This window comes from Sphingopyxis sp. Geo25, from assembly GCF_949769135.1.
In the GTDB taxonomy this organism is placed as follows: Bacteria; Pseudomonadota; Alphaproteobacteria; order Sphingomonadales; family Sphingomonadaceae; genus Sphingopyxis.
This window is the reverse complement of record NZ_CATKOZ010000002.1, coordinates 396,014-416,143: the sequence shown is the minus strand read 5'-3', so window position 1 is coordinate 416,143 and position 20,130 is coordinate 396,014. Positions and strand designations below refer to the sequence as shown.

General features: G+C 68.0%; 14 protein-coding genes. 7 read left to right on the top strand and 7 right to left on the bottom strand.

The features are described from left to right. Positions 1-48 precede the first annotated feature (48 nt). The 7 genes from glnA (at position 49) to QOL68_RS09170 (ending at position 8,586) form a co-directional block, all read left to right on the top strand. Positions 49-1,461 carry a type I glutamate--ammonia ligase gene (gene glnA, locus QOL68_RS09200; protein WP_204991810.1) on the top strand — a complete coding sequence of 471 codons (1,413 nt, stop codon included), beginning with the start codon at positions 49-51 and terminating at the stop codon, positions 1,459-1,461. A gap of 153 nt (positions 1,462-1,614) precedes the next feature. Beyond that, complete coding sequence (locus tag QOL68_RS09195; RefSeq protein ID WP_282948711.1) at positions 1,615-2,136, top strand: hypothetical protein; 522 nt, start codon at positions 1,615-1,617, stop codon at positions 2,134-2,136. An 81-nt stretch (positions 2,137-2,217) separates the two neighbouring features. Further along, complete coding sequence (locus QOL68_RS09190) at positions 2,218-3,687, top strand: PQQ-dependent sugar dehydrogenase (RefSeq protein WP_282948713.1); 1,470 nt, start codon at positions 2,218-2,220, stop codon at positions 3,685-3,687. A 55-nt stretch (positions 3,688-3,742) separates the two neighbouring features. Further along, a complete protein-coding gene (locus tag QOL68_RS09185) occupies positions 3,743-5,053 on the top strand; it encodes a M20/M25/M40 family metallo-hydrolase (protein ID WP_282948715.1) in 1,311 nt (436 codons plus the stop codon). A 95-nt stretch (positions 5,054-5,148) separates the two neighbouring features. Further along, positions 5,149-6,585, top strand: coding sequence for an aldehyde dehydrogenase family protein (locus QOL68_RS09180; RefSeq protein WP_058455141.1), 1,437 nt, complete (start codon positions 5,149-5,151; stop codon positions 6,583-6,585). A gap of 156 nt (positions 6,586-6,741) precedes the next feature. Continuing rightward, positions 6,742-7,968 (top strand): bifunctional glutamate N-acetyltransferase/amino-acid acetyltransferase ArgJ, encoded by a 1,227-nt coding sequence (gene argJ, locus QOL68_RS09175; protein ID WP_282948718.1) that lies wholly within the window; start codon positions 6,742-6,744, stop codon positions 7,966-7,968. A gap of 6 nt (positions 7,969-7,974) precedes the next feature. Then, positions 7,975-8,586 (top strand): glutathione S-transferase family protein, encoded by a 612-nt coding sequence (locus tag QOL68_RS09170; protein WP_282948720.1) that lies wholly within the window; start codon positions 7,975-7,977, stop codon positions 8,584-8,586. 39 nt (positions 8,587-8,625) lie between these two features. Here the strand turns inward: QOL68_RS09170 and trxA are convergent, their stop codons facing one another. The 7 genes from trxA to QOL68_RS09135 form a co-directional block, all read right to left on the bottom strand. Then, positions 8,626-8,946: a thioredoxin TrxA gene (gene trxA / locus QOL68_RS09165; protein ID WP_058455064.1), complete on the bottom strand. Its 321-nt coding sequence runs from the start codon at positions 8,944-8,946 to the stop codon at positions 8,626-8,628. A gap of 33 nt (positions 8,947-8,979) precedes the next feature. Continuing rightward, positions 8,980-12,456 (bottom strand): double-strand break repair helicase AddA, encoded by a 3,477-nt coding sequence (addA, locus tag QOL68_RS09160; protein WP_282948722.1) that lies wholly within the window; start codon positions 12,454-12,456, stop codon positions 8,980-8,982. Beyond that, positions 12,453-15,422 carry a double-strand break repair protein AddB gene (gene addB / locus QOL68_RS09155; RefSeq protein WP_282948724.1) on the bottom strand — a complete coding sequence of 990 codons (2,970 nt, stop codon included), beginning with the start codon at positions 15,420-15,422 and terminating at the stop codon, positions 12,453-12,455. Before addB ends, addA begins: the two co-directional genes overlap by 4 nt. Before the next feature lie 100 nt (positions 15,423-15,522). Next, positions 15,523-16,242, bottom strand: a complete 720-nt coding sequence (locus tag QOL68_RS09150; protein ID WP_282948726.1) for a nucleotidyltransferase family protein — start codon at positions 16,240-16,242, stop codon at positions 15,523-15,525. Continuing rightward, positions 16,239-17,228, bottom strand: a complete 990-nt coding sequence (locus QOL68_RS09145; protein ID WP_282948728.1) for an aminoglycoside phosphotransferase family protein — start codon at positions 17,226-17,228, stop codon at positions 16,239-16,241. The genes QOL68_RS09150 and QOL68_RS09145 overlap by 4 nt, the downstream gene beginning before the upstream one ends. After that, on the bottom strand, positions 17,213-17,662 hold the full coding sequence (gene tsaE / locus QOL68_RS09140) for a tRNA (adenosine(37)-N6)-threonylcarbamoyltransferase complex ATPase subunit type 1 TsaE (RefSeq protein WP_282948730.1): 450 nt from the start codon (positions 17,660-17,662) through the stop codon (positions 17,213-17,215). The genes QOL68_RS09145 and tsaE overlap by 16 nt, the downstream gene beginning before the upstream one ends. After that, complete coding sequence (locus QOL68_RS09135; RefSeq protein ID WP_282948732.1) at positions 17,659-20,016, bottom strand: PAS domain-containing sensor histidine kinase; 2,358 nt, start codon at positions 20,014-20,016, stop codon at positions 17,659-17,661. Before QOL68_RS09135 ends, tsaE begins: the two co-directional genes overlap by 4 nt. Positions 20,017-20,130: the final 114 nt, after the last annotated feature.

Sequence of the window (20,130 nt, the reverse complement as noted above, 5' to 3'; positions counted from 1 at the left end):
ACAAGACCCGGCAAAGCCGGTCATCATCGCAAGAAGGAAGTTCAGACCATGGCGACCAAGCCCAAGGAAATCATCGCGCGGATCAAGGACAACGACATCGAATGGGTCGACCTGCGCTTCACCGACCCGAAAGGCAAGTGGCAGCATCTCACCATGTGCGCTGGCGTGATCGACGAGGACGCGCTCGAAGACGGCCTGATGTTCGACGGTTCGTCGATCGAAGGCTGGAAGGCAATCAACGAGTCGGACATGATCCTGAAGCCCGATCTCGACGCCGTCTATGACGATCCCTTCTCGGCGACTCCGATGCTGGTGATGTTCTGCGACATCGTCGAGCCGTCGACCGGCGAAGGCTATTCCCGCGACCCGCGCACCACTGCCAAAAGGGCTGAGGCCTATGTCGCCTCGACCGGCATCGGCGACACCGTCTATGTCGGCCCCGAAGCCGAATTCTTCATGTTCGACGATGTCCGCTTCGAAACCGGCTACAACAAGTCGGGCTTCGAGATCGACGATATCGAACTGCCGACCAACACCGGCCGCGCTTACGAAGGCGGCAACCTCGGTCACCGTCCGCGCGCCAAGGGCGGCTACTTCCCTGTCGCGCCGGTCGACAGCGCCGTCGACATCCGCGCCGAGATGGTTTCGACGATGCTGGAAATGGGCCTGCCCTGCGACAAGCACCACCATGAAGTCGCCGCTGCGCAGCACGAGCTTGGCCTGACCTTCGGCAAGCTGACCGAAACCGCCGACCGTATGCAGATCTACAAATATGTCGTGCATCAGGTCGCCAACGCCTACGGCAAGACCGCGACCTTCATGCCGAAGCCGATCCGTCAGGACAATGGCTCTGGGATGCACACGCACATCTCGATTTGGGAAAAGGGCAAGCCGCTGTTCGCGGGCAACGGCTACGCCGGCCTTTCCGACATGTGCCTCTATTTCATCGGCGGCGTCATCAAGCACGCCAAGGCGCTCAACGCTTTCACCAACCCGACGACGAACAGCTACAAGCGGCTCGTCCCCGGCTTCGAGGCACCGGTGCTGCTCGCCTACTCGTCGCGCAACCGTTCGGCGTCGTGCCGCATTCCCTACGGCGCGGGCGCCAAGGCAAAGCGCGTCGAATTCCGTTTCCCCGACGCGATGGCGAACCCCTATCTCTGCTATTCGGCGCTGCTGATGGCGGGCCTCGACGGCATCCAGAACAAGATCCACCCCGGCGACGCGATGGACAAGAACCTCTATGACCTGCCGCCGGAAGAGCTGGCCGAAGTCCCGACCGTCTGCGGGTCGCTTCGCGAAGCGCTCGACAGCCTCGCTGCCGACTATGAGTTCTTGCTGAAGGGCGACGTGTTCACCAAGGACCAGATCGACGCCTATATCGAACTCAAGTGGCCCGAAGTCTACAACTTCGAACAGACCCCGAGCCCGGTCGAGTTCGACATGTACTACAGCGCCTGATCGGCCGCGATCAGCGACGCGTAGGGGGCGTCCGGTCTGGGGGGACCGGGCGCCCCTTTTTTTTGCGAGCAAAGCGTCAATTGTCCGCCTGTTCGCATTGACCCTTTGCTAAAACCTCAATGCTAGACGACCCCGGATTTCGGGGGAAATTTCATGTTGCGTAACCTGCTTCTGATCGGTGCCGCGCTGCTACTCGGCAGTTGCGGCAGGATGGCCGAGCTCGTCAGCCAGACAAAGACCGTCGCCGCGCCGCGCGAGCAGGTGTTCAAGAAGATGTTCGGTACCGACGGCAGCCAGTTCGACGGAATCCCGCTCGTCACCAACGGCGGGTCGACACGGCTCTATGAACTGGTCGTCCAGAAAGGCGATCCCGGCTTCGCGCAGGTCGCGCCGAAAGAACGTCCCGATGCGACCAAGGTCAAGCTGGCGGTCGCGATGGAAATCCCGCGCGAGACGCACATCATTTACAGTGTCGACGACGGCGCGATCCAGGCGGGCCTCAAATTCTCCTTCGAGGAACTGACGCCGGGCCAGACGCGCGTGTCCTTTACCATCGATGAGCTGACCGGCCACGACGCCAGAGGGCTTACGGTCAACACGTTGAAGCTCCACGCGCTCGGCCGCGATGCGCTGAACAAGCTCGACGATTTCGAAGAGGTAAAGGAACCCGCTTAACGCCGCGCGTCTTTGCCGGTTGCGACGCCCGCCCGCCGATGGCAGATTGCCGGGCGGGGGCGGATCGCAAAGGGCATTGATATGCGAACGCGCCTGTTTTTCATCACCGCACCCCTCCTTCTCGCCTCCTGCGGCGGCGGAAGCGGCGGTGGCAGCACCCCGCCCCCGGCCAACAACGCACCGCCCAGCTTCACGTCGGCGCAAACCGCCAGCGTCACCGAAAACACGACCGCCGTCTATCAGGCCGCCGCGAGCGACCCAGACGGCAATCCGCTGACCTTCACGATCGACGGCGGCGCCGACGCGGCGCTCTTTTCAATCACCTCGGCGGGGGCGCTGCGCTTCAGCACCGCGCCCGATTACGACCTGCCCGGCGACGCCAATGGCGACAATGTCTATGCGGTGACGCTCCGCGTCAGCGACGGCAGCGCCAGCGCCACCCAGCCCGTGAACATCACGGTGACCAACAGCCGCGAGGGCCTATCGGTGGTGCGCGTCGGCACCGGTTTCAGCCAGCCGCTCTATGTCGCGCCGATCCCCGGCAGCAACAATGTCTATGTCGTCGAGAAGGGAGGCGACGTCTATCGCTTCGATCCCGCGAACGGCAGCCGCACCCGCGTGCTCGACATCACCGACATTTCTACGAGCGGCGAGCGCGGGCTGCTCGGCCTCGCCGCCTATCCCGACCATGCGACGTCGCAGCGGCTGCTGGCAGTCGCGACCGCCGCCGACGGCACGGTGCAGGTTCGCCGCTACACGCTGGGGCAGCCCAACAGCTCGACCAGCTACGATATAGTGCTGAGCGTGCCGCACCCCGGCGCCGACAACCACAACGGCGGCTGGATCGGCTTCGGCCCCGACGGCCTCGTCTATGTCGGCATCGGCGACGGCGGGGGCGGCGGCGACCCCGGCAACAATGCGCAAAACACCAACATCCGCCTCGGCAAGATATTGCGTTTCACCGTCGGCGCGAACGGCAGCAGCTATGCTCCCGCACCGGGCAACCCGTTCCTTTCGGGCGGCGGCGATCCCTATGTCTATGCCTATGGCCTCCGCAATCCGTTTCGCGCCTCGTTCAACGGCTCGACGCTCGTCATCGGCGATGTCGGCCAGGGCGCGGTCGAGGAAGTCGACCTCGTCACCACGACCCAGCCCGGCCTCAACTTCGGCTGGCGCTTCAAGGAGGGGACGCAGACCTTTTCGGGCACGCCGCCCGGCGGCCTGAGCGATCCGGTCGTCGAATACGGTCATGGCAGCGGGCCGCGGCAAGGCAATTCGGTCACCGGCGGCTATGTCTATCGCGGGCCCGTGGCCTCGCTGCAGGGCCAATATGTCTTCGCCGACTTCGTCTCGGGAAATATCTGGTCAATCCCCTTCTCCAGCTTAGTGGCGGGTCAAACGCTTCCCTCATCGCGCCTCGCGCGGCGCAACGAGGATTTCGCACCCGATGCCGGAACGCTCAGTTCGATCGCCTCGTTCGGCGAGGACAGCGCGGGCAATCTGTTCATCGTCAGCATCGGCGGGGACATCTTCATGGTCCGGTCCGGCTGACCGCTTGCGGCGGGGCGTTGAACCAGCCACAAGGGGACGTCCAGAGGAGTCCCCCATGAAATCATTGCCTTTCGCTGTTCTCGTCGCCGTGCAGCTCGCCTTGGCGCCCGCTGCGCAGGCGAAGCTTAGCCCGGCGGAGGCAAAGTTGGCGAAGACCGTCGAGGCCGAGCAAGGCCGCAGCCTCGCGTTGCTCGAGAAGCTCGTGAACCAGAACAGCGGCTCGCAGAATCTGGAAGGCGTCAAAAAGGTCGGGGCGATGATGCGAGCCGAACTCGAACCTCTGGGCTTCAAGGTCGAATGGAAGGACATGCGCGACACCGGCCGCGCCGGCCACCTGATCGCCACGCACGTCGGCAAACCGGGGGCCAAGCGCCTGCTGCTGATCGCGCACCTCGACACGGTGTTCGAACCCGACTCGCCGTTCCAGTCATTCACCCGCAAGGGCGATATGGGCGAAGGCCCGGGCGCGGGCGACGACAAGGGCGGGATGGTCGTCGTCGTCGCGGCGCTGCGCGCGATGCAGGCGGCAGACACGCTCAAGGGCGCCAATATCGAGTTCCACATGACCGGCGACGAGGAAGACTCCGGCAGTCCGATCGAAAAGGCGCGCGCCGACCTGGTCGCCGCGGGCAAGCGCGCCGACGTCGCGCTCGATTTCGAAGGCCTTGTGCGGGACAATGGCGCCGACATGGGTTCGGTCGCGCGCCGCTCGTCGGACAGCTGGACCGTCACGACGACCGGCAAGGCAAGCCACAGCTCGGGCATCTTCAGCGCCGCGGCGGGCGATGGTGCCATCTACGAGCTGACGCGCATCCTCCACCGCTTTCGCACCGAGCTGCCCGAGCCGAACCTGACCTTCAACGTCGGGCTGATCGCCGGCGGACAGCAGGCCGATCTCGATGCGGGCGGCATTCGCGCGAGCGTCAGCGGCAAGACGAACATCATCGCCGGAACCGCGGTCGCGCGCGGCGACCTGCGCGCGCTGTCACCCGAGCAGATCGAGCGCGTGAAAGCGAAAATGACCGCGATCGTCGCCGACCATGCCCCCGGCACCGACGCGAAGATCAGCTTCGACCCCGGCGGCTATCCGCCGATGGCGCCGACCGGGGGCAACAAGGCCCTGCTCGCAAAGCTCAACGGCGTGAACCGCGACCTCGGCCTCGCCGAAATGGCGCCGCTCGATCCGTTGAAGCGCGGCGCGGGCGATATCAGCTTCGTCGCTGCCGACGTCGACGGCCTCGCGGGACTCGGCCCGTACAGCACCGGCGACCATGCGCCCGGCGAGGCGGTCGATATCCCCAGCATTTCGCGGCAGGCGACCCGCGCTGCCATCCTGATGTCACGCCTTTCTGCTGAAAAGCGCTGAACGGCAGCAATTGCCAGTTGGCCTTTTCTTGATTCATCCGCCACAGTGATTAGGTAGCAATCCGAGACGGATTCACCGCGATTGGGAGAATGACGATGAGCGACACCGAAACCCACCTGAAACAGCACTACATCGGCGGCCGCTGGGTCGATTCGAAGGGCGGCAAGCTACACGACGTCATCAACCCCGCGACCGAAGAAACGGCCTCGACCGTCGTACTCGGCACCGCCGCCGACGTTGACGACGCGGTGGCCGCGGCGAAGGAAGCCTTCAAGACATTCTCGCAGACGACGCGCGAGGAACGCCTCGATCTGCTGAACCGCATCGTCGAGGAATATAAGAAACGCGGCGCCGATCTCGCCAAGTCGATGGCGAGCGAAATGGGCGCCCCCGTCAGCTTCGCCAGCACTGCCCAGGTCGGCGCCGGCATCGGCGGCTTCCTCGGCACGATCGCCGCACTCAAGGATTTCAGCTTCACCGAAAAATACGCCGCGGGGGTCATCGCCTACGAGCCGATCGGCGTCGTCGGCATGATCACGCCCTGGAACTGGCCGCTCAACCAGATTGCGCTGAAGGTCGCGCCGGCGCTCGCCGCGGGCAACACGATGGTTCTGAAGCCATCGGAAGAATGCCCCGGCAACGCGGTGATCTTCGCCGAGATCCTCGAAGCCGCGGGCGTCCCCGCCGGCGTGTTCAACCTGGTGCAGGGTGACGGCCCGACCGTCGGCAACGCGATCAGCGCGCACCCCGGCATCGAGATGGTCAGCTTCACCGGATCGACCCGCGCCGGCATCCTCGTCGCCAAGGCGGCGGCCGACACGGTCAAGCGCGTCCATCAGGAACTCGGCGGCAAATCGCCCAACATCGTCCTGCCCGACGCCGACCTGCAAGCCGTGCTGCCGCCGACGGTGCAGGGCGTGCTCGTCAACACCGGCCAGAGCTGCATCGCGCCGACGCGCATCCTGGTCCAGAAGGAGCGCGAGGCCGAGGCGGTCGGCGTGATCAAGGCGATGTTCGACGGGACGCAGGTCGGCGACCCGATGAGCGAGGGCGGCCATATCGGCCCCGTCGTCAACAAGGCGCAGTTCGACAAGATCCAGGGCCTGATCCAGTCGGCGATCGACGAGGGCGCGACGCTGGAAACCGGCGGCACCGGCCTGCCAAGCAACGTCAACCGCGGCTATTATATCAAGCCGACGGTCTTCTCGGGTGTTACGCCCGACATGCGCATCGCAAAGGAAGAGGTGTTCGGCCCGGTCGCGACGATCATGGCCTATGACACGCTCGACGAAGCGGTCGAGATCGCCAATGACACCGAATATGGCCTGTCGGCGGTCGTCTCGGGCGACCCCGCCAAGGCGGCGGAAGTCGCGCCGAAGCTGCGCGCCGGCATGGTCGCGGTCAACGCCTGGGGTCCCGGCCCGGGCGCGGCGTTCGGCGGCTACAAGGCGTCGGGCAACGGCCGCGAGGGCGGCGTGTTCGGCCTCAAGGATTTCATGGAAGTGAAGTCGATCAGCGGCATTCCGGCGTAACATCTCCCCTCCCGCTTGCGGGAGGGGTCGGGGGGAGGGTCTGTTGCTCGGCCGACCCTCCCCGCTGCGACTGGCGAACAAGTGCGCAAGTCTCGCTGCCCCTCCCGTAAACTGGAGGGGTTTTGCTATCCTCTCATTGGGTTTATGCGCCCTCGCATGACCACCCGCTCACCGCTCGCTCCCGCCGCCTTCCCCGCCCTCCCCGACATCGCCGGGGTCACGCGCCGCGTCGCGCGCGCGCAGTACAAGAACTGGGATCGCTGCGACCTCACCTATGTCGAGCTCGCAGCGGGCACCACGGTCGCGGGCGTCTTCACGCGCAATGTCTGCTGCTCGTCCGAAGTCGAACTCGGCCGCGAACAGGTCAAAGGTGGCAAGGGCCGTGCGCTGATCGTCAACGCGGGCAACAGCAACGCCTTCACCGGCTATCGGGGGCGCGAGGCGGTCGAGCAGATCATGGCGCAGGTCGCGGGCCATCTCGGCTGCGACGCCAGCGAAGTTTTCGTCAGTTCGACCGGCGTGATCGGTGTGCCGCTGCCCAAGGACAAGGCGCGTGCCGGGGTTGCAGCCGCGCTCACCGCCCAGCCCTGCTCGTGGGAGGCCGCCGCCGAAACGATCTGCACCACCGACACCTTCGCCAAGGGTTCGGCAGCGAGCGCGATCGTCGGCGGCACGACCGTCCACGTAGCGGGCATCGTCAAGGGATCGGGGATGATCGCGCCCGACATGGCAACGATGCTCGGCTATATCTTCACCGATGCCGCGGTCGCGCCCGCGCTGTTGCAGGACATGCTCGGCGAGGCGACCGGCGGAAGCTTCAACAGCATCACCGTCGACAGCGACACCTCGACCAGCGACACGGTGCTGCTCTTCGCGACGGGGCGGGCGGGCAATGCCACGCTGACGACCCGCGACGATCCGGGCGCCGACGCGCTCTACGCGGCGATCCGCGAAGTCGCCCTCGATCTCGCGCATCAGGTCGTGCGCGACGGCGAAGGCGCGTCGAAATTCATCGAAATTCAGGTTACCGGCGCGACCAGCGACGCCAGCGCCAAACGGGTCGCGCTGGCCATCGCCAATTCGCCGCTCGTGAAAACCGCCATCGCGGGCGAGGACGCCAATTGGGGCCGCGTCGTCATGGCGGTGGGCAAGGCCGGCGAACCCGCCGACCGTGACAAGCTCGCGATCCGCTTCGGCGATCACTGGGTCGCCAGGGATGGCCTGCCCGTCGACGGCTATGACGAGGCGCCGGTTGCGGCGCACCTGAAAGGACGGGACATCCGCGTCGGCGCCGACCTCGGCCTCGGCGAAGGCCGTGCGACCGTGTGGACGTGCGACCTGACCCACGGATACATCAGCATCAACGCCGACTATCGGAGCTGACCCGCGATGCTCACGATCTGGGGCCGCCTCAATTCGCACAATGTGAAGAAGGTCGCATGGTTCGCGGTCGAGCTTGGCCTGCCGTTCGAGCGCCGCGATGTCGGCGGTCAGTTCGGGATGGATGCCGCCTATCTCGCGAAGAACCCCAATGCACTGATCCCGACGATCGACGACGACGGCGTCACCCTGTGGGAGTCGAATGCGATCCTGCGCTATCTGGCCGCGAGGCACAGCGGGACACGCTTCTGGCCGACCGATCCTGCCGCTCGCGCGGTCGGCGATAAATGGATGGACTGGCAGACCGGCTATGCCGATGCGCAGCGCGATGCCTTCCTCAATCTCGTACGCCGGACGCCCGAAGCGCGCGACGCGGCAGCGATCGCGGCGTCGGCGGCGGCCTCGGCGAAGCAGATGGCGATCCTCGACGAAGCGCTGTCGCGCACGCCGTGGCTGTCAGGCGCCGCGTTCGGAATCGGCGATATTCCGATGGGCGTTTATGTATATACTTATTTTTCGCTCGCGATTGAACGGCCGTCGCTGCCGCATGTCGAGGACTGGTACGCGCGGCTGAAAATGCGGCCGGGCTATGCCGAACAGGTCATGATTCCGCTGACCTGAAACAAGGAACCCCGGCTTCGGCCGGGGCCCGATGTTCGATCAAAGGGCGCCTTCGAGCCAGCCCTTGAGCGCGCTCTTGGGCGCTGCGCCAACTTTGGTGTCGGCGATCTCGCCGTTCTTGAACAGGATCATCGTCGGGATACCGCGCACGCCATATTTGCTCGGCGCGTCGGGGTTTTCGTCGATATTGATCTTGGCGATCACGACCTTTTCGCCCAGTTCGTCGGCGATTTCCTCAAGCGAGGGGCCGATCATCTTGCACGGACCGCACCATTCGGCCCAGAAATCGACCAGCACGGGGGTGTCGCTGTCGAGAACATCGCTCTGGAAGCTGGCGTCGGTAATGGCCTTGGTACCCATGATCTGAACTCCTGAAATATCGTTGGTCCCAAGCTAAGGCGTCGGCGCGTCCTGCTCAAGGGCTGAACCCGGCAAATTCGCCTTGGTTGCCGCCAAGCCGGGCTTGTGCGTGTCGAGCAGCGCGTTATCGAGCGCAATCAGCCGCGGTGCGGCGGTGTAGAGCAGCGCCGCCTCGACCCGCCGGCCCGGAAAGATCACGCGCAGCGCGTCGCGATACGCCGCCATCTGGCGCAGATAGGCCGGCTGCACCCCCCCGGCGCTTTCGGGCACATGCCGCCCCGTCTTGTAATCGATCACCGTCACCGCGTCGTCGGTGACGCGCAGACGGTCGACGATCCCCGCCACGACCGCACCGTCCACCACGGCCGACAGCGGCACCTCGGCCAGACTGCCGGGGCCGAAAAGCGCCGCGTGCGAGGGATCGTCGAGCACCGCGAGCACCTCATCGGCCATCGCCGACCGGGTTGCCTCATCCAGCCCCGCCTGCAAGCCGAGCCAGCGCAGCGCGGCCTCGCGCCGCCGCGCCGCCGCAACCGGCGGCAGCCGCTCGAACAGCGCATGGAGCAACAACCCGCGCTCGACCGCCGCAACGCGCGCCGTCCCCTGCGGCGGCACCGCGACATCGTCCTCGCCAAGCGCCGACGGCGCCAGCGGGCGCGGCGGGCGCGCCTCCGCGGGGGCGGGTTTCAGCGCCCATTCGGGAAGCACGAGCGCAGGCGCCGCGACCTTCTCCGCCTTTTCCCTCCGCGCCCATTTGCCCGCATTGGCGCGGTGGACGCGGCGCCGGCCCCATAGCGGTCCCGCATCCTCCCATTCGGCGCCCATGTCCGGCAGCACCGATTCGACCGCCGCGTGCCAGCTGCCTTCGGGGATCGTCCGGTCGGCCTTGCTGGTCACCCCCGCGACGATCAGGATTTCCTCGGCGCGCGTCATCGCAACGTAGAAGAGCCGCCAATGCTCCTGCGACGCGGCGTCGGCGGCGTCCTGATAGGCCTTCGCCAGCGCGCCATGCCGCTCGTCGGCGGGGAGCGCAAAGACCGGCAGATTCTCCCACGCTGCAACATCGACGCTGAACGGCCGGTGCCCGATCCCGGGGTCGTCGGTCGCGTCGGCCAGGATCACGATCGGCGCCTGCAGCCCCTTCGACCCGTGCACTGTCATCACGCGCACGACGTCGCTGCGCGCCTCGGTCTGGCGCTTGATATCGGCGGCGCTGCTCTCCACCTGCGTCAGGAAGCCGAGCAGCGACACGGTCTCGCGGCTCTCGAACGCCAGCGCCTGATTCAGAAGCTCGTCGATGGGATCGCGCGCCTCGCGCCCCAGTCGCGCGTAAAGTTTGCGCCGCCCGTCGATCGGTCCGGACAGGACGGTCTCCAGAAAACGGAACGGCGTCGTGAAATCGGCCATGCCGAGCAGGTGCCGCAGCGCGGCCATCGCCGCCGCCGGAACGTCGCCCTCGGTCGCACGCAGATGTTCCCACAGCGCCGCGCGGCCACGCCGATGCGCGCGCGCGTAAAGCTCGTCCTGCGACCAGCCGATCAGCGGCGACACGAGCAGCGACGCCAGATTGAGGTCGTCGAGCGGCTGCACCGCAAAGCGCATCGCCGCAATGAGATCCTGTACCGCCAGGGGCTGGGTCAGCGCGAAACGGTCGACACCCGCGACCGGGACGTGCAGCGCCTGCAGCCGCGCGACGATCCGCGCTGCGAGGTCGCGGCGCCGCCGGACAAGGATCATGATATCGCCCGGCGCAACCGGCCGCCCGTCCTTGCCGTGCGCGATCCACGCCTGCACCTCGGCCGCGATCGCCTTCGCGAGCCGCATCGAGGCGGGATCGGAGGCGGGCGCGCTTCCGTCGCCCCCGCCTTCGATGACTCCTTCATCGCCCTCCCGGGCCTCGGCGTCGAGCGCCTTGCCCACCGGCAGCGGCTGCCATAGCTCGACCTGCCCGGCGTGGCCCGAGCGGAAGGGACGATGCGGGGGCTCCTCGCCGTCTAGCCCCATGTCGGACGTACCACCCGCCGCGAGCCAGGCGTCGACCACCTCCAGCACCGCAGGCGTCGAACGATAGTTGGACACCAGTTCAACGTTGCGGAAATCCTGTCCCGCGCGCTCGCCGAGAATATGGAACAGCTCGCGCGCCGTCGCGAATGCCTTGGGTTCGGTGCCCTGAAAGCCGAAAATCGCCTGCTTGCGATCGCCGACGGTAAACAGCGTGCGCACGCGTTCGGCGTCTTCGGGGTTCACCGCGAAGAATTCCTCGGCCAGCGACAGCACGATCCCCCACTGGCGCATGTTCGTATCCTGCGCTTCATCGACGAGGATATGGTCCGTGCGCTGGTCGAGCTTGAAGCGCACCCACTCGCCGAAGCTGCTAACGCGCAGCAGCGATCCGGCGAGGGTGATGAGGTCGTCGAAATCGGCGAGCCCGCGTTCGCGCTTCGCGAGCGCATAGGCCTCGGCAAAGCGGCTCCCGAGCTTCCATGCCGCGGCGAGGTCGTCGGCGACGCGCATCGCGGTCGCGGTTCCGAGAAGGCCCTGCACCGCATCGACGATCCGCACCGCGTTCTCGACGCAGTCGGTCATCCGCCCCTTGTCGCCCGCAAAATCGGCGCGCAGCTCGCCCTTGCCGGTCAGGAAACAGCCGAGCAATTCGCCGAGCATCGCGGCGCGTTTGGCGGGATCGGCGATCAGCCAGCCGATCATCGCATCGTTGCACGCGAGCCCGGTCTTGGTGCCCCAATCGGCGCCGCTCGCCGCGACCGCCCTGATATCGTCCTCGTCGATCGCGCCCGCCGCGAGCGCGCCCGCGATCCACGCATCGGGGTCGCCGCCCGGCAGGTCGAACGCCGCGCGCAGATCGTGCGCCGACGGCGGCAGCGCCGCACGCGGCCCGCCGAACGCCGCCGCGCAGCTCGACAGGAAAGACAGCGCCGCCTCCTGTCCCAGCCGCCGCGACAGCATCGCCGCCGCCTCGCGCAGCACTGCACGCTCGTCATCCTCTTCGAGCAGACGGCTCAGCACCGTCCGCTGCAACGCCGCCGCCTCATCCTCCTCGATCGCGCGGAAGCCCGGCAGCAGCTTCGCCTCGAGCGGGAAGCTCGCGAGCAAAGTCTGGCAAAAGGCGTGGATTGTCTGCACCCGGATCGCACCGCCCGGGCTGTCGATCACCGTCGCAAATAAGGACCGCGCACGCGTCATCAGCCCCGGCCGGTCCCACTCCAGCCCCAGCGCACGCAGGTCGAGCCGCAAATCGCCGTCGTCCATCCGCACCCACGCCGCGAGCCGCTCGTGGATGCGATGCGCCATCTCTGCGGCGCCCGCCTTGGTGAAGGTGATGCAGAGAATCGCTTCGGGCGACACCCCGGCAAGCATCAGCCGCAGCACGCGCGCCGACAGCACCTGCGTCTTGCCCGTCCCCGCCGACGCGCCCAGCCAGACATGGCTTTCGGGATCGGCGGCGGCGCCCTGCCGCGGGTCGAGCGTCGCGAGGCCGCCGGGCCGGCTCATGCGCCCTCCTCCCCGCGGCCGAACCATTCGTCGCGCCGCATGAGCTGGTCATACTCGCCATAGCTCGCCACCTCGCCGGGCTCGAAGGGCGCGTCGCCGAACAGGTAGATCGCGGCGAGTTCCGACAGCGCGTCGGCGGCATGGTCGATCGCCTGATCGGCGCTCTTGAGATCGCTGCGCGACCCATAAGTGTTCGAAATCTTCCCCGCGCCGCCCGCACGGCGATCGGGCCGCAGGCTCCAATATTCGAGTGCCTCGACCGGCGCGGCGGCGATATCCTCCATCCCGCCTTCGCGCGCGATCAGCCCGAGCAGGCCGAGCTGGTTGTCGAGCCTGTCGAACGCCGCCTTCGCGCTCGGCGCGCCGCCCGATTTATAATCGACGATCGCCAACCGCCCCTCGGCATCGCGGTCGATTCGGTCGGCCTTGCCGTGCAGCGTCACGCCATCGACGCTGACCGCACCCTTCACCTCGACGTCGAGCGGTTTGCGATCGGCGCGATCCCACACCTGCGCCGCCGCCCAGCGCAGCGCCGGCTCGATCCGCGGCAGCCAGAAAGCGCGCGCGATCGCATCGAGCGCAGCATCCTCCCGCAGCGCCGCCAGTTCATGCTCGAACCCTTGAGGCGTCGCGCCGCCGCGCACCCAATCCTCGAACAATCTGTGCACGCGTGTTCCGCGCCAGCGCGGATCGGGCGCGGCGCTCAGCGGATCGAGCGCCGACAGGCCGAGCATCTGGTTCGCATAAAAGGCGAAAGGATCGCGCGCGAGCCGGTCGACCGCGGTGACGCTGATCTTGCGCGGGCGGTCCTCGACCGGGGGGCGCGGCGCCGGCCTGCCCACCGGCTGCACGACGCCCGTCGGCAGATCGAGTTCGGCCACGAGCCGGGTCAGCGCTACCCCGCCCGGCGCCGGTTCGGGCAGATCGCCCGCCAGCGCCGCGAGCCGCAGCCAGAAGCGCGACGCGACCGCCGGATCGCCGCCGCTCCGCTGCGCGCGCGTGACGACGATTTCGCGCGCCGCCAGCGCGCTCGCAAAATCATGCGCCGCCATCCCCTGTTGCCGCTCGGGCGCGGGCAGGCCGAGCAGGCGGCGAATGCCCGGCGCCAGCCACGGATCGGGCTGCGTCGCGGCGGGCCAGCGCCCCTCGTCGAGCCCGCCGAGAATCATCAGATCGGCGCGCTGCAAGCGCGCCTCGAGCAGGCCCCAGATGAACAGGCGCGGATGCCCGCCATAGGGCGGCCGCACGCTCGCCTGGGCCAACAATTGCCCCAGCATCTCCGGAAAATCGGCGGGATCGACGAGCGCCGGCCCATCGCCGCGCGCAAGCGCCCACTGGTCGAACAGCTCGGCGAGCATCCGCCCCGCCGGCCCCGCCCATATCGCGTCGCCCGTGAGCCATTCGGCCGCCCGTTGCAGCGCCGCCAGCAAGGTCGCGGGCGGCGTCGGTCCGGCGAAGGGGGCAAGTGCCACGCCGAGCGCGCCCGAAACCTCGTCCCACCAAGGTTGTAGCTGAACCGCGAGACCGTGCCCGTGTCCCCGCGGATCGGCCGCACGTGCGGCAATCCGCGCGCTCACCCCGTCCCATCCCGGCAGCAACCCCGGCTCGCGCAGCAGCAGGTCGAGCCGCCGCAGCTGGTCGAGCCACGCCGACCTTCCCTCACCCTTGCGTACCAGCGGATGTCCGAGCAGCGACACCAAAGCGACCGGATCGAACGCCGACGCCAGCTTCGCCAGCAGCAGCAGCAGCGCGCCCGGCGGCGTCCGCGAAAGCGGCTGCCCCGCGCTGTCGTCTACCGAAATGCCCCAGCGCGCCAGCGCCGCCGCGACGCGCTCGGCGAGCCCGCGGTCGGGGGTCACCAGCGCCGCGGTGCGCCCCGGCGTCTCGACCGCCTCGCGCATCAAGAGCGCGATCCCCTGCGCCTCCTGCCCGTCGTCGGCGAAAACGGCGCCCGAAATCCCCGCGGTCGCCGCCGACAGGTCGCCCGCCGCCTGCCATTGCGCGCTATAGTCGGCGGGCGCGAAGAGCAAAGAAACGAAGGGGGTGCGCGCTTCGGGCCCGTCGAACGCCGAGGCCGCATCCCATTCGACTACTTCCTCCCGGCTCGCGCGCATACGGTCGAGCAGCAACTTCAGATGATATTGCGGATGCGTCTCCAGCGGCCGCGCCGGATTTTCGGGATCGGGCCGCGTCGGGCCCAGCGCTTCCCATTCCTCGGCCGCCATCGCCCGGTCGAGGCCGGGCAGCACGACCATTCCGCGCTCCAGATCGGCCACGGTGCGCAGCAACCGCGCGATCGCAGGCGCGGCGGTCGTAATGCCCGCAGCGACGACGAACGGCGCGGGCGGCGCCGCGCGCCATCCCGCGGTCACGCGCCCCAGCAACCGGTTGCGCCGCTCCGCCCGGTCGATGCTGCCGGTCTTGGCGAGCACCGCGGGCCAATGATCGACGAGCAGCCTGAGCCGGCCGAGCGACGCCTGCCAATGTTCGGCGAATGCCCCGAGGTCGAGATCGACGAGATCGCCGACGCGCACCTCCTCATAATGCAGCTGGTCGATCACCCGCGCCAACCCGTCGGCGAGCTGGAACGCCGCGGCGCCGACGATCGACGGCTCGCCCGCGGGCGTGTATCGCTCGATTAGTTCGGCGAGCAGCAGGCGCCGCCGCAGCGCGTCGATCGCGGGGGGGATCGGGTCATCGTCGATGGCATCGAGCGACAACGCCACCGACTCATCGAGGTCCGCATCGCCGATCACCGCCAACCGCGGCATCAGCAATCCCGTCCCGCCCGCGCGCACGAAGGCCGCCTGCACCGCGCTCCGCGCGCGGTTGCTCGGCAGCAGGATCAGCCCTTCGGCCAGCCCCAGCGCGCCGTCGGCGTATCGCGCGATGATTCCGGCGGCGAAGGCGTCGGCGAAGGCCCGGTGGACCGGGATGGAGAAGATGACGGGCTTCGCGTCAGCCATCGGATTCACACATCGTCATTGCGAGCGCAGCGAAGCAATCCGGGGCGGTTTACGCAACTCTGGATTGCTTCGCTGCGCTCGCAATGACGAATTGAGATGATTAGACCTCGCCCAATGCGGCTTCGGTCGGCGCAATCGCAGCCGGCGTCCCGACGTCGAACCACTGCCCCATATGCGACAGCCCAAAGAGCCGCCCCGCCGCGATCGCGCGGTCCCAGAAGATATTGGTCGAAAACGGCCCCTCGGGTGCATCGACGAGCAACCGCCGCGAGACCAGCTGGACGCCGGTATAGACAAAGGGCGCGATCCGCCCCGGTTTGCGCCGCGACAGCTTGCCCGTAGGATCCATGTGAAAATCGCCCTTGCCGCCATGTCCTGTCGCGCTCGCCTGCCGGATCACGAGCAGCAGCGCGTCCATCTTCGCATCGTCCCAATGGCGCGCGAGATTCGCGATGCTGTCCTGCGGCCCGTCCGTCCAGATATTGTCGCTGTTGACGATCAGGATCGGATCGCCCGTGAGCAGCGGCAGCGCCTTCATCATCCCGCCGCCGGTTTCGAGCAATTGCTCCCGCTCGTCGGACACCGCGATCGTGAAGCTGCGCTTCTGCGCCGCGAGATGCGCTTCGAGCGCGTCGGCCAGATAATGGACGTTGACCACGACGTGGTCGATCCCCGCCGCCTCGATCCGGTCGAGGCTGTGGTCGATCAGCGCCTTGCCGGCGACGCGCACCAGCGGCTTCGGCCGCGTCGCGGTCAGCGGGCGCATCCGCTTGCCGATCCCCGCCGCCATCACCATCGCACTTTCGATCTTCGCACTCACGTCCACGCCTCCGCCCGTTTCGAAGGCGGGACATTGGCGTCGAACCATTGCCGGACGGGGACAAGCGCAGGGTGCATCAAATCGCGTTCGAGCAGCTTCCACATCCGCGGCTGGAACTGGCGGTATCCGGGCTTGCCGTCACGCTTCCACAGCCGGACGAAGACCCCCAGAATGCGCGTGTTGCGCTGCGCCGCGAGCGCCCAATAGGCACCCCGAAACGCCTCGCCCCGCCCGGTCGCCGCAACATAGCGATCGAGCATCGCCGTCTCGACCGCGGGCGTCACATCGCGCCGCGCATCCTCGAGCACCGAGGCGAGATCATAGGCCGGATGGCCGACCAGCGCGTCCTGGAAATCGAGCAGCCCGAAATGGGCGACGCCGTCCTGACCCGCGACGAGCATGATATTCTCGGCATGAAAGTCGCGCAGCACCGTCACGCGTGGCAGCCCGTCGACCTCGACCGGCGCCAGCGCCGCTTGCCATGCGGCGCGGAAGCCGTCGCGATCGACCTCGATATCGAGCGCCGGGCAATACCAGTCGGTGAAGAGCATCACCTCGTCCAGCCACTGATCGAGCCCATGCACCGGCAGCCCGTCCATGGCGGGACGCGCATGAAGGTGCACGAGCAGGTCGGTGACGCCCGCGTAATAATCGCTCTCCTTGTGCAACTGCTCGTCGACCGTCTCGCGGAGCCGCACGTCGCCGAAATCCTCGATCAGCAGCAGCCCCTGCTCCAGATCGCGCGCCAGGATCGTCGGCGCGTTGAGACCGAGGCCACAGAGATATTCGGCAACCGCGATGAACGGACGCGGGTCTTCGTGCGGCGGCGGCGCGTCCATCAGCACCGCGCGCCGGTCGCCATCACGCACGCGGAAATAGCGGCGGAAGGATGCGTCGCCTGCAAGCGGCAATATCTGGGCGTCGCCCCAGCCATGCGCGGCGAGGAACGCCGGGGCGTGGGCGGGCGGAATCATCGGAGCGGCCATCGCGCTTCCCAAGCCGCCGGCACTTCGGCTGTCAAGACGCGCGCGTCGCCCGCGCCCGAAATCCGCAGCGCCAGCGCCTCGGGCCAGCCCTGGGCGCCCAGCCGCTCGGGCCATTCGATCAGCAACGCGCCGTCATAGAGATAATCGTCGAGCCCAAGCTCGATCAACTCGTCCTCTTGCTCGATCCGGTAGAGATCGACATGCGCGATCGGCAAATCGACCTCGGGCGGCGCGTAGGGCTGGACGATCGCGAAGGTCGGGCTCGGCGCCTCACCCGCAAGCCCGCGTGCCTTGAGCATCGCGCGCGCAAGTGTCGTCTTGCCTGCGCCGAGGTCGCCCGACAGCAGCACGACATCACCCGGCACCAAGGCCGCGCCGATCACCGCGCCAATGCGCTCGGCGTCGGCCAACGTATAATCCGTACGAAAGCTCATGCCCCGCGCGGCAGGCTCACGCGCACCAGCGTCCCCTGCCCCTTCTCGCTCAACACTTCCATCGTCCCGCCGTGTGCGGCGACGAGCTGGCGCGCGAGCGCGAGGCCGATACCCCCGCTTTGCGTCCCCGCCTGCGTGCCCCTGGTGATCGCTGCGACCGCATCGGGCATCCCGGGGCCATTGTCGGAAACGACGAACTCGATCCCCTTCTCGTCGCCATCGGCGTGCAGCAGCACGCGCCCGCCGCTGCGCCGCGCCGGCGCGGTAAAACGGATCGCATTGTCGAGCAGCCCCGCCACCAGCCGCGCGAGGCGGGGGGCGTCGCCCTCGATCGTGCCGAGCGTGTTCGACATCTGCCCGGCCAGTTCGATCTTCTCGGCGGCGGCGAAGGGCTTCGCTTCGGCCAGCGCCTTGTCGAGCAGCGCGCGGACATCGACCGGCGCGCGCTCGACCGCCAGCGTCCCGGCCTCGCCCTGCGCAAGGTCGAGCACATTGTCGATCTGCCGCCCGAGTACCGCCACCGAATCCATGATCGCGTCGATATAGGCTTTTGCGGCGACGGGCAGTTCGCCGGCATAGCCCGACTGCAGCATCTCGCCGAACCCGCCGATCGAGGTCAGCGGCGTGCGCAGTTCGTAACTCATCCGCGACAGGAAGGCGGTCTTGACCTTGTCCGCCGCCTCCAGCGCCTCGTTCCGCTCGCGCAGCGCGCCTTCCATCTTCCGGCTGGCAGTGATGTCGAGCATGATCAGCAGCGCGTTGCCGTCGGGCAGCGGAATCGACGCGAAATCAAAATGGCGTCCGTCGGCGAAGCGGATCTCGCCGACACGCTGCGTCCGTTCGAGCGTCGCGGCGCGGATCACCTCTTGCATCACGCTGATCTGGCTCGGCTTGGCAAGCCGGTCGGCGAGCCCGCCCATCAGCGTATCGACGCGCGGGTGCCCCGCGAGGATATGCTCGTCGACGTTCCACAAGCGGCGGAATCGCTGGTTCCACAGGTGCAGCCGCCCGTCGGGTGCGAACACCGCGATCGCCTCGAACAGATTGTCGAAGGTCGCGGTGCGGACGCGGAGCAGCGTGTCACGCGCCCCGGCCAGCTGGACCTGCTCGGTGCGGTCCTCGGCGATCAGCAGCAGGCCGCCATCGGGGGTCGGCTGCGCGACGACGTGCAGGTGCGTGCCGTCGCGCAGCAGCCAGTCCTCCTCGCTCGCGTCGGGCTTCGCGAACCAGTCGACATGCGCCTGCCGCCATTCGGGATAGTCGCGCACCTCGGGCGTGCGCCCGCCCTCGCGCCAGAGGTCGAGCAAGCGCGCGAAGCTGCGTCCTTCCGACACATCCTCGGCCGACAGCGCGAACAGCCGCCGGAAGGGCTGGTTCGCGAACACCAGCCCCTGGTCGGGCCCGAATTGCGCGACCGCTGCCGACAGCCGGTCGAGCAGCTCGCGCTGGGTCGTCACGAAACGCCGGTGTGCCCCGCGCTCGCTCTCCAGCTCCTGAATATCGATCGCATAGCCCGCAATGCCGAACACGCGCCCGCCCTCGGCGGCGAGCGGCACGTCGACGACGCGCATGATCCGCCGCTCGCCCTCGATCGTCACGGGCACGGTGCGTTGCTGCGCCGCACCCGCGGTGCGCGCGGCTTCGGCGGCGTCGGTCGCGCTGATCCCCGCGACGGGTTCGCACAGTTCGACTCCTTCCTCGATCACAGTCGCTGCGCTCGTCGCCTCCACCGCGCGGACATAGGCGGCGTTGACGAGCGCGAGCCGCATGTCGGCCTCGCGGAACCACATCGGGAAGGGCGCGGCCTCGATGAGCCCCGACAAGGCCTCGAATGCCGCCAGCGCCTCGTCGCGCTCGCGGCGCGCCTGCGCCAGCGAATGCTGCCCTTCGGTGGCGTCGCTGAGCCACAGCAGGACGCTGCCCGCGCCGCCGACCGTCTGCGGGGCAGCCGCGCCATGAACGATGATTGTCCGCGCGCTGCCCAGCGGCTTCAGGCTGAGGGTGAAGGGTTTCGCACCGCGCTGCGCGCCGAGGATCGCCTGCCGCAATTGTTCGTGCCCGGCATGGTCGAGCCCCGCGTCAATCCCGCGCAGCTCGTCGAAATTGCGCGGCCCCTGCGGCAGCCCCAGCCAGCGCGACAGCCGCTCGGCCGCCTCGATCCGCCAGTCGGGCCGGACGATGACGGGAAGCTGCGGCGAGGCCTCGACCAGACTCGCCAGCCGGTCGGTCTGCCCCGCAATGAAGGCCGACCGCCGCTGCATCGCGACCCCGCGCCCGATCGCCCACAGCCCGGCGAGCAGCCAGAGCGCGGCGAACAGCCCGATGGCAAAGAGCGCGCCGGGGCTCAGCTGCATGGTCTGAAAAAGGAAGGATCGCCGGACACCATCCGTCCGCCCCTATCGATTGCGCGAGCGCTGTTCAATCGTCAGGCGTATCGGGATTTATGACATCGCGACCGGGAGCCTCGC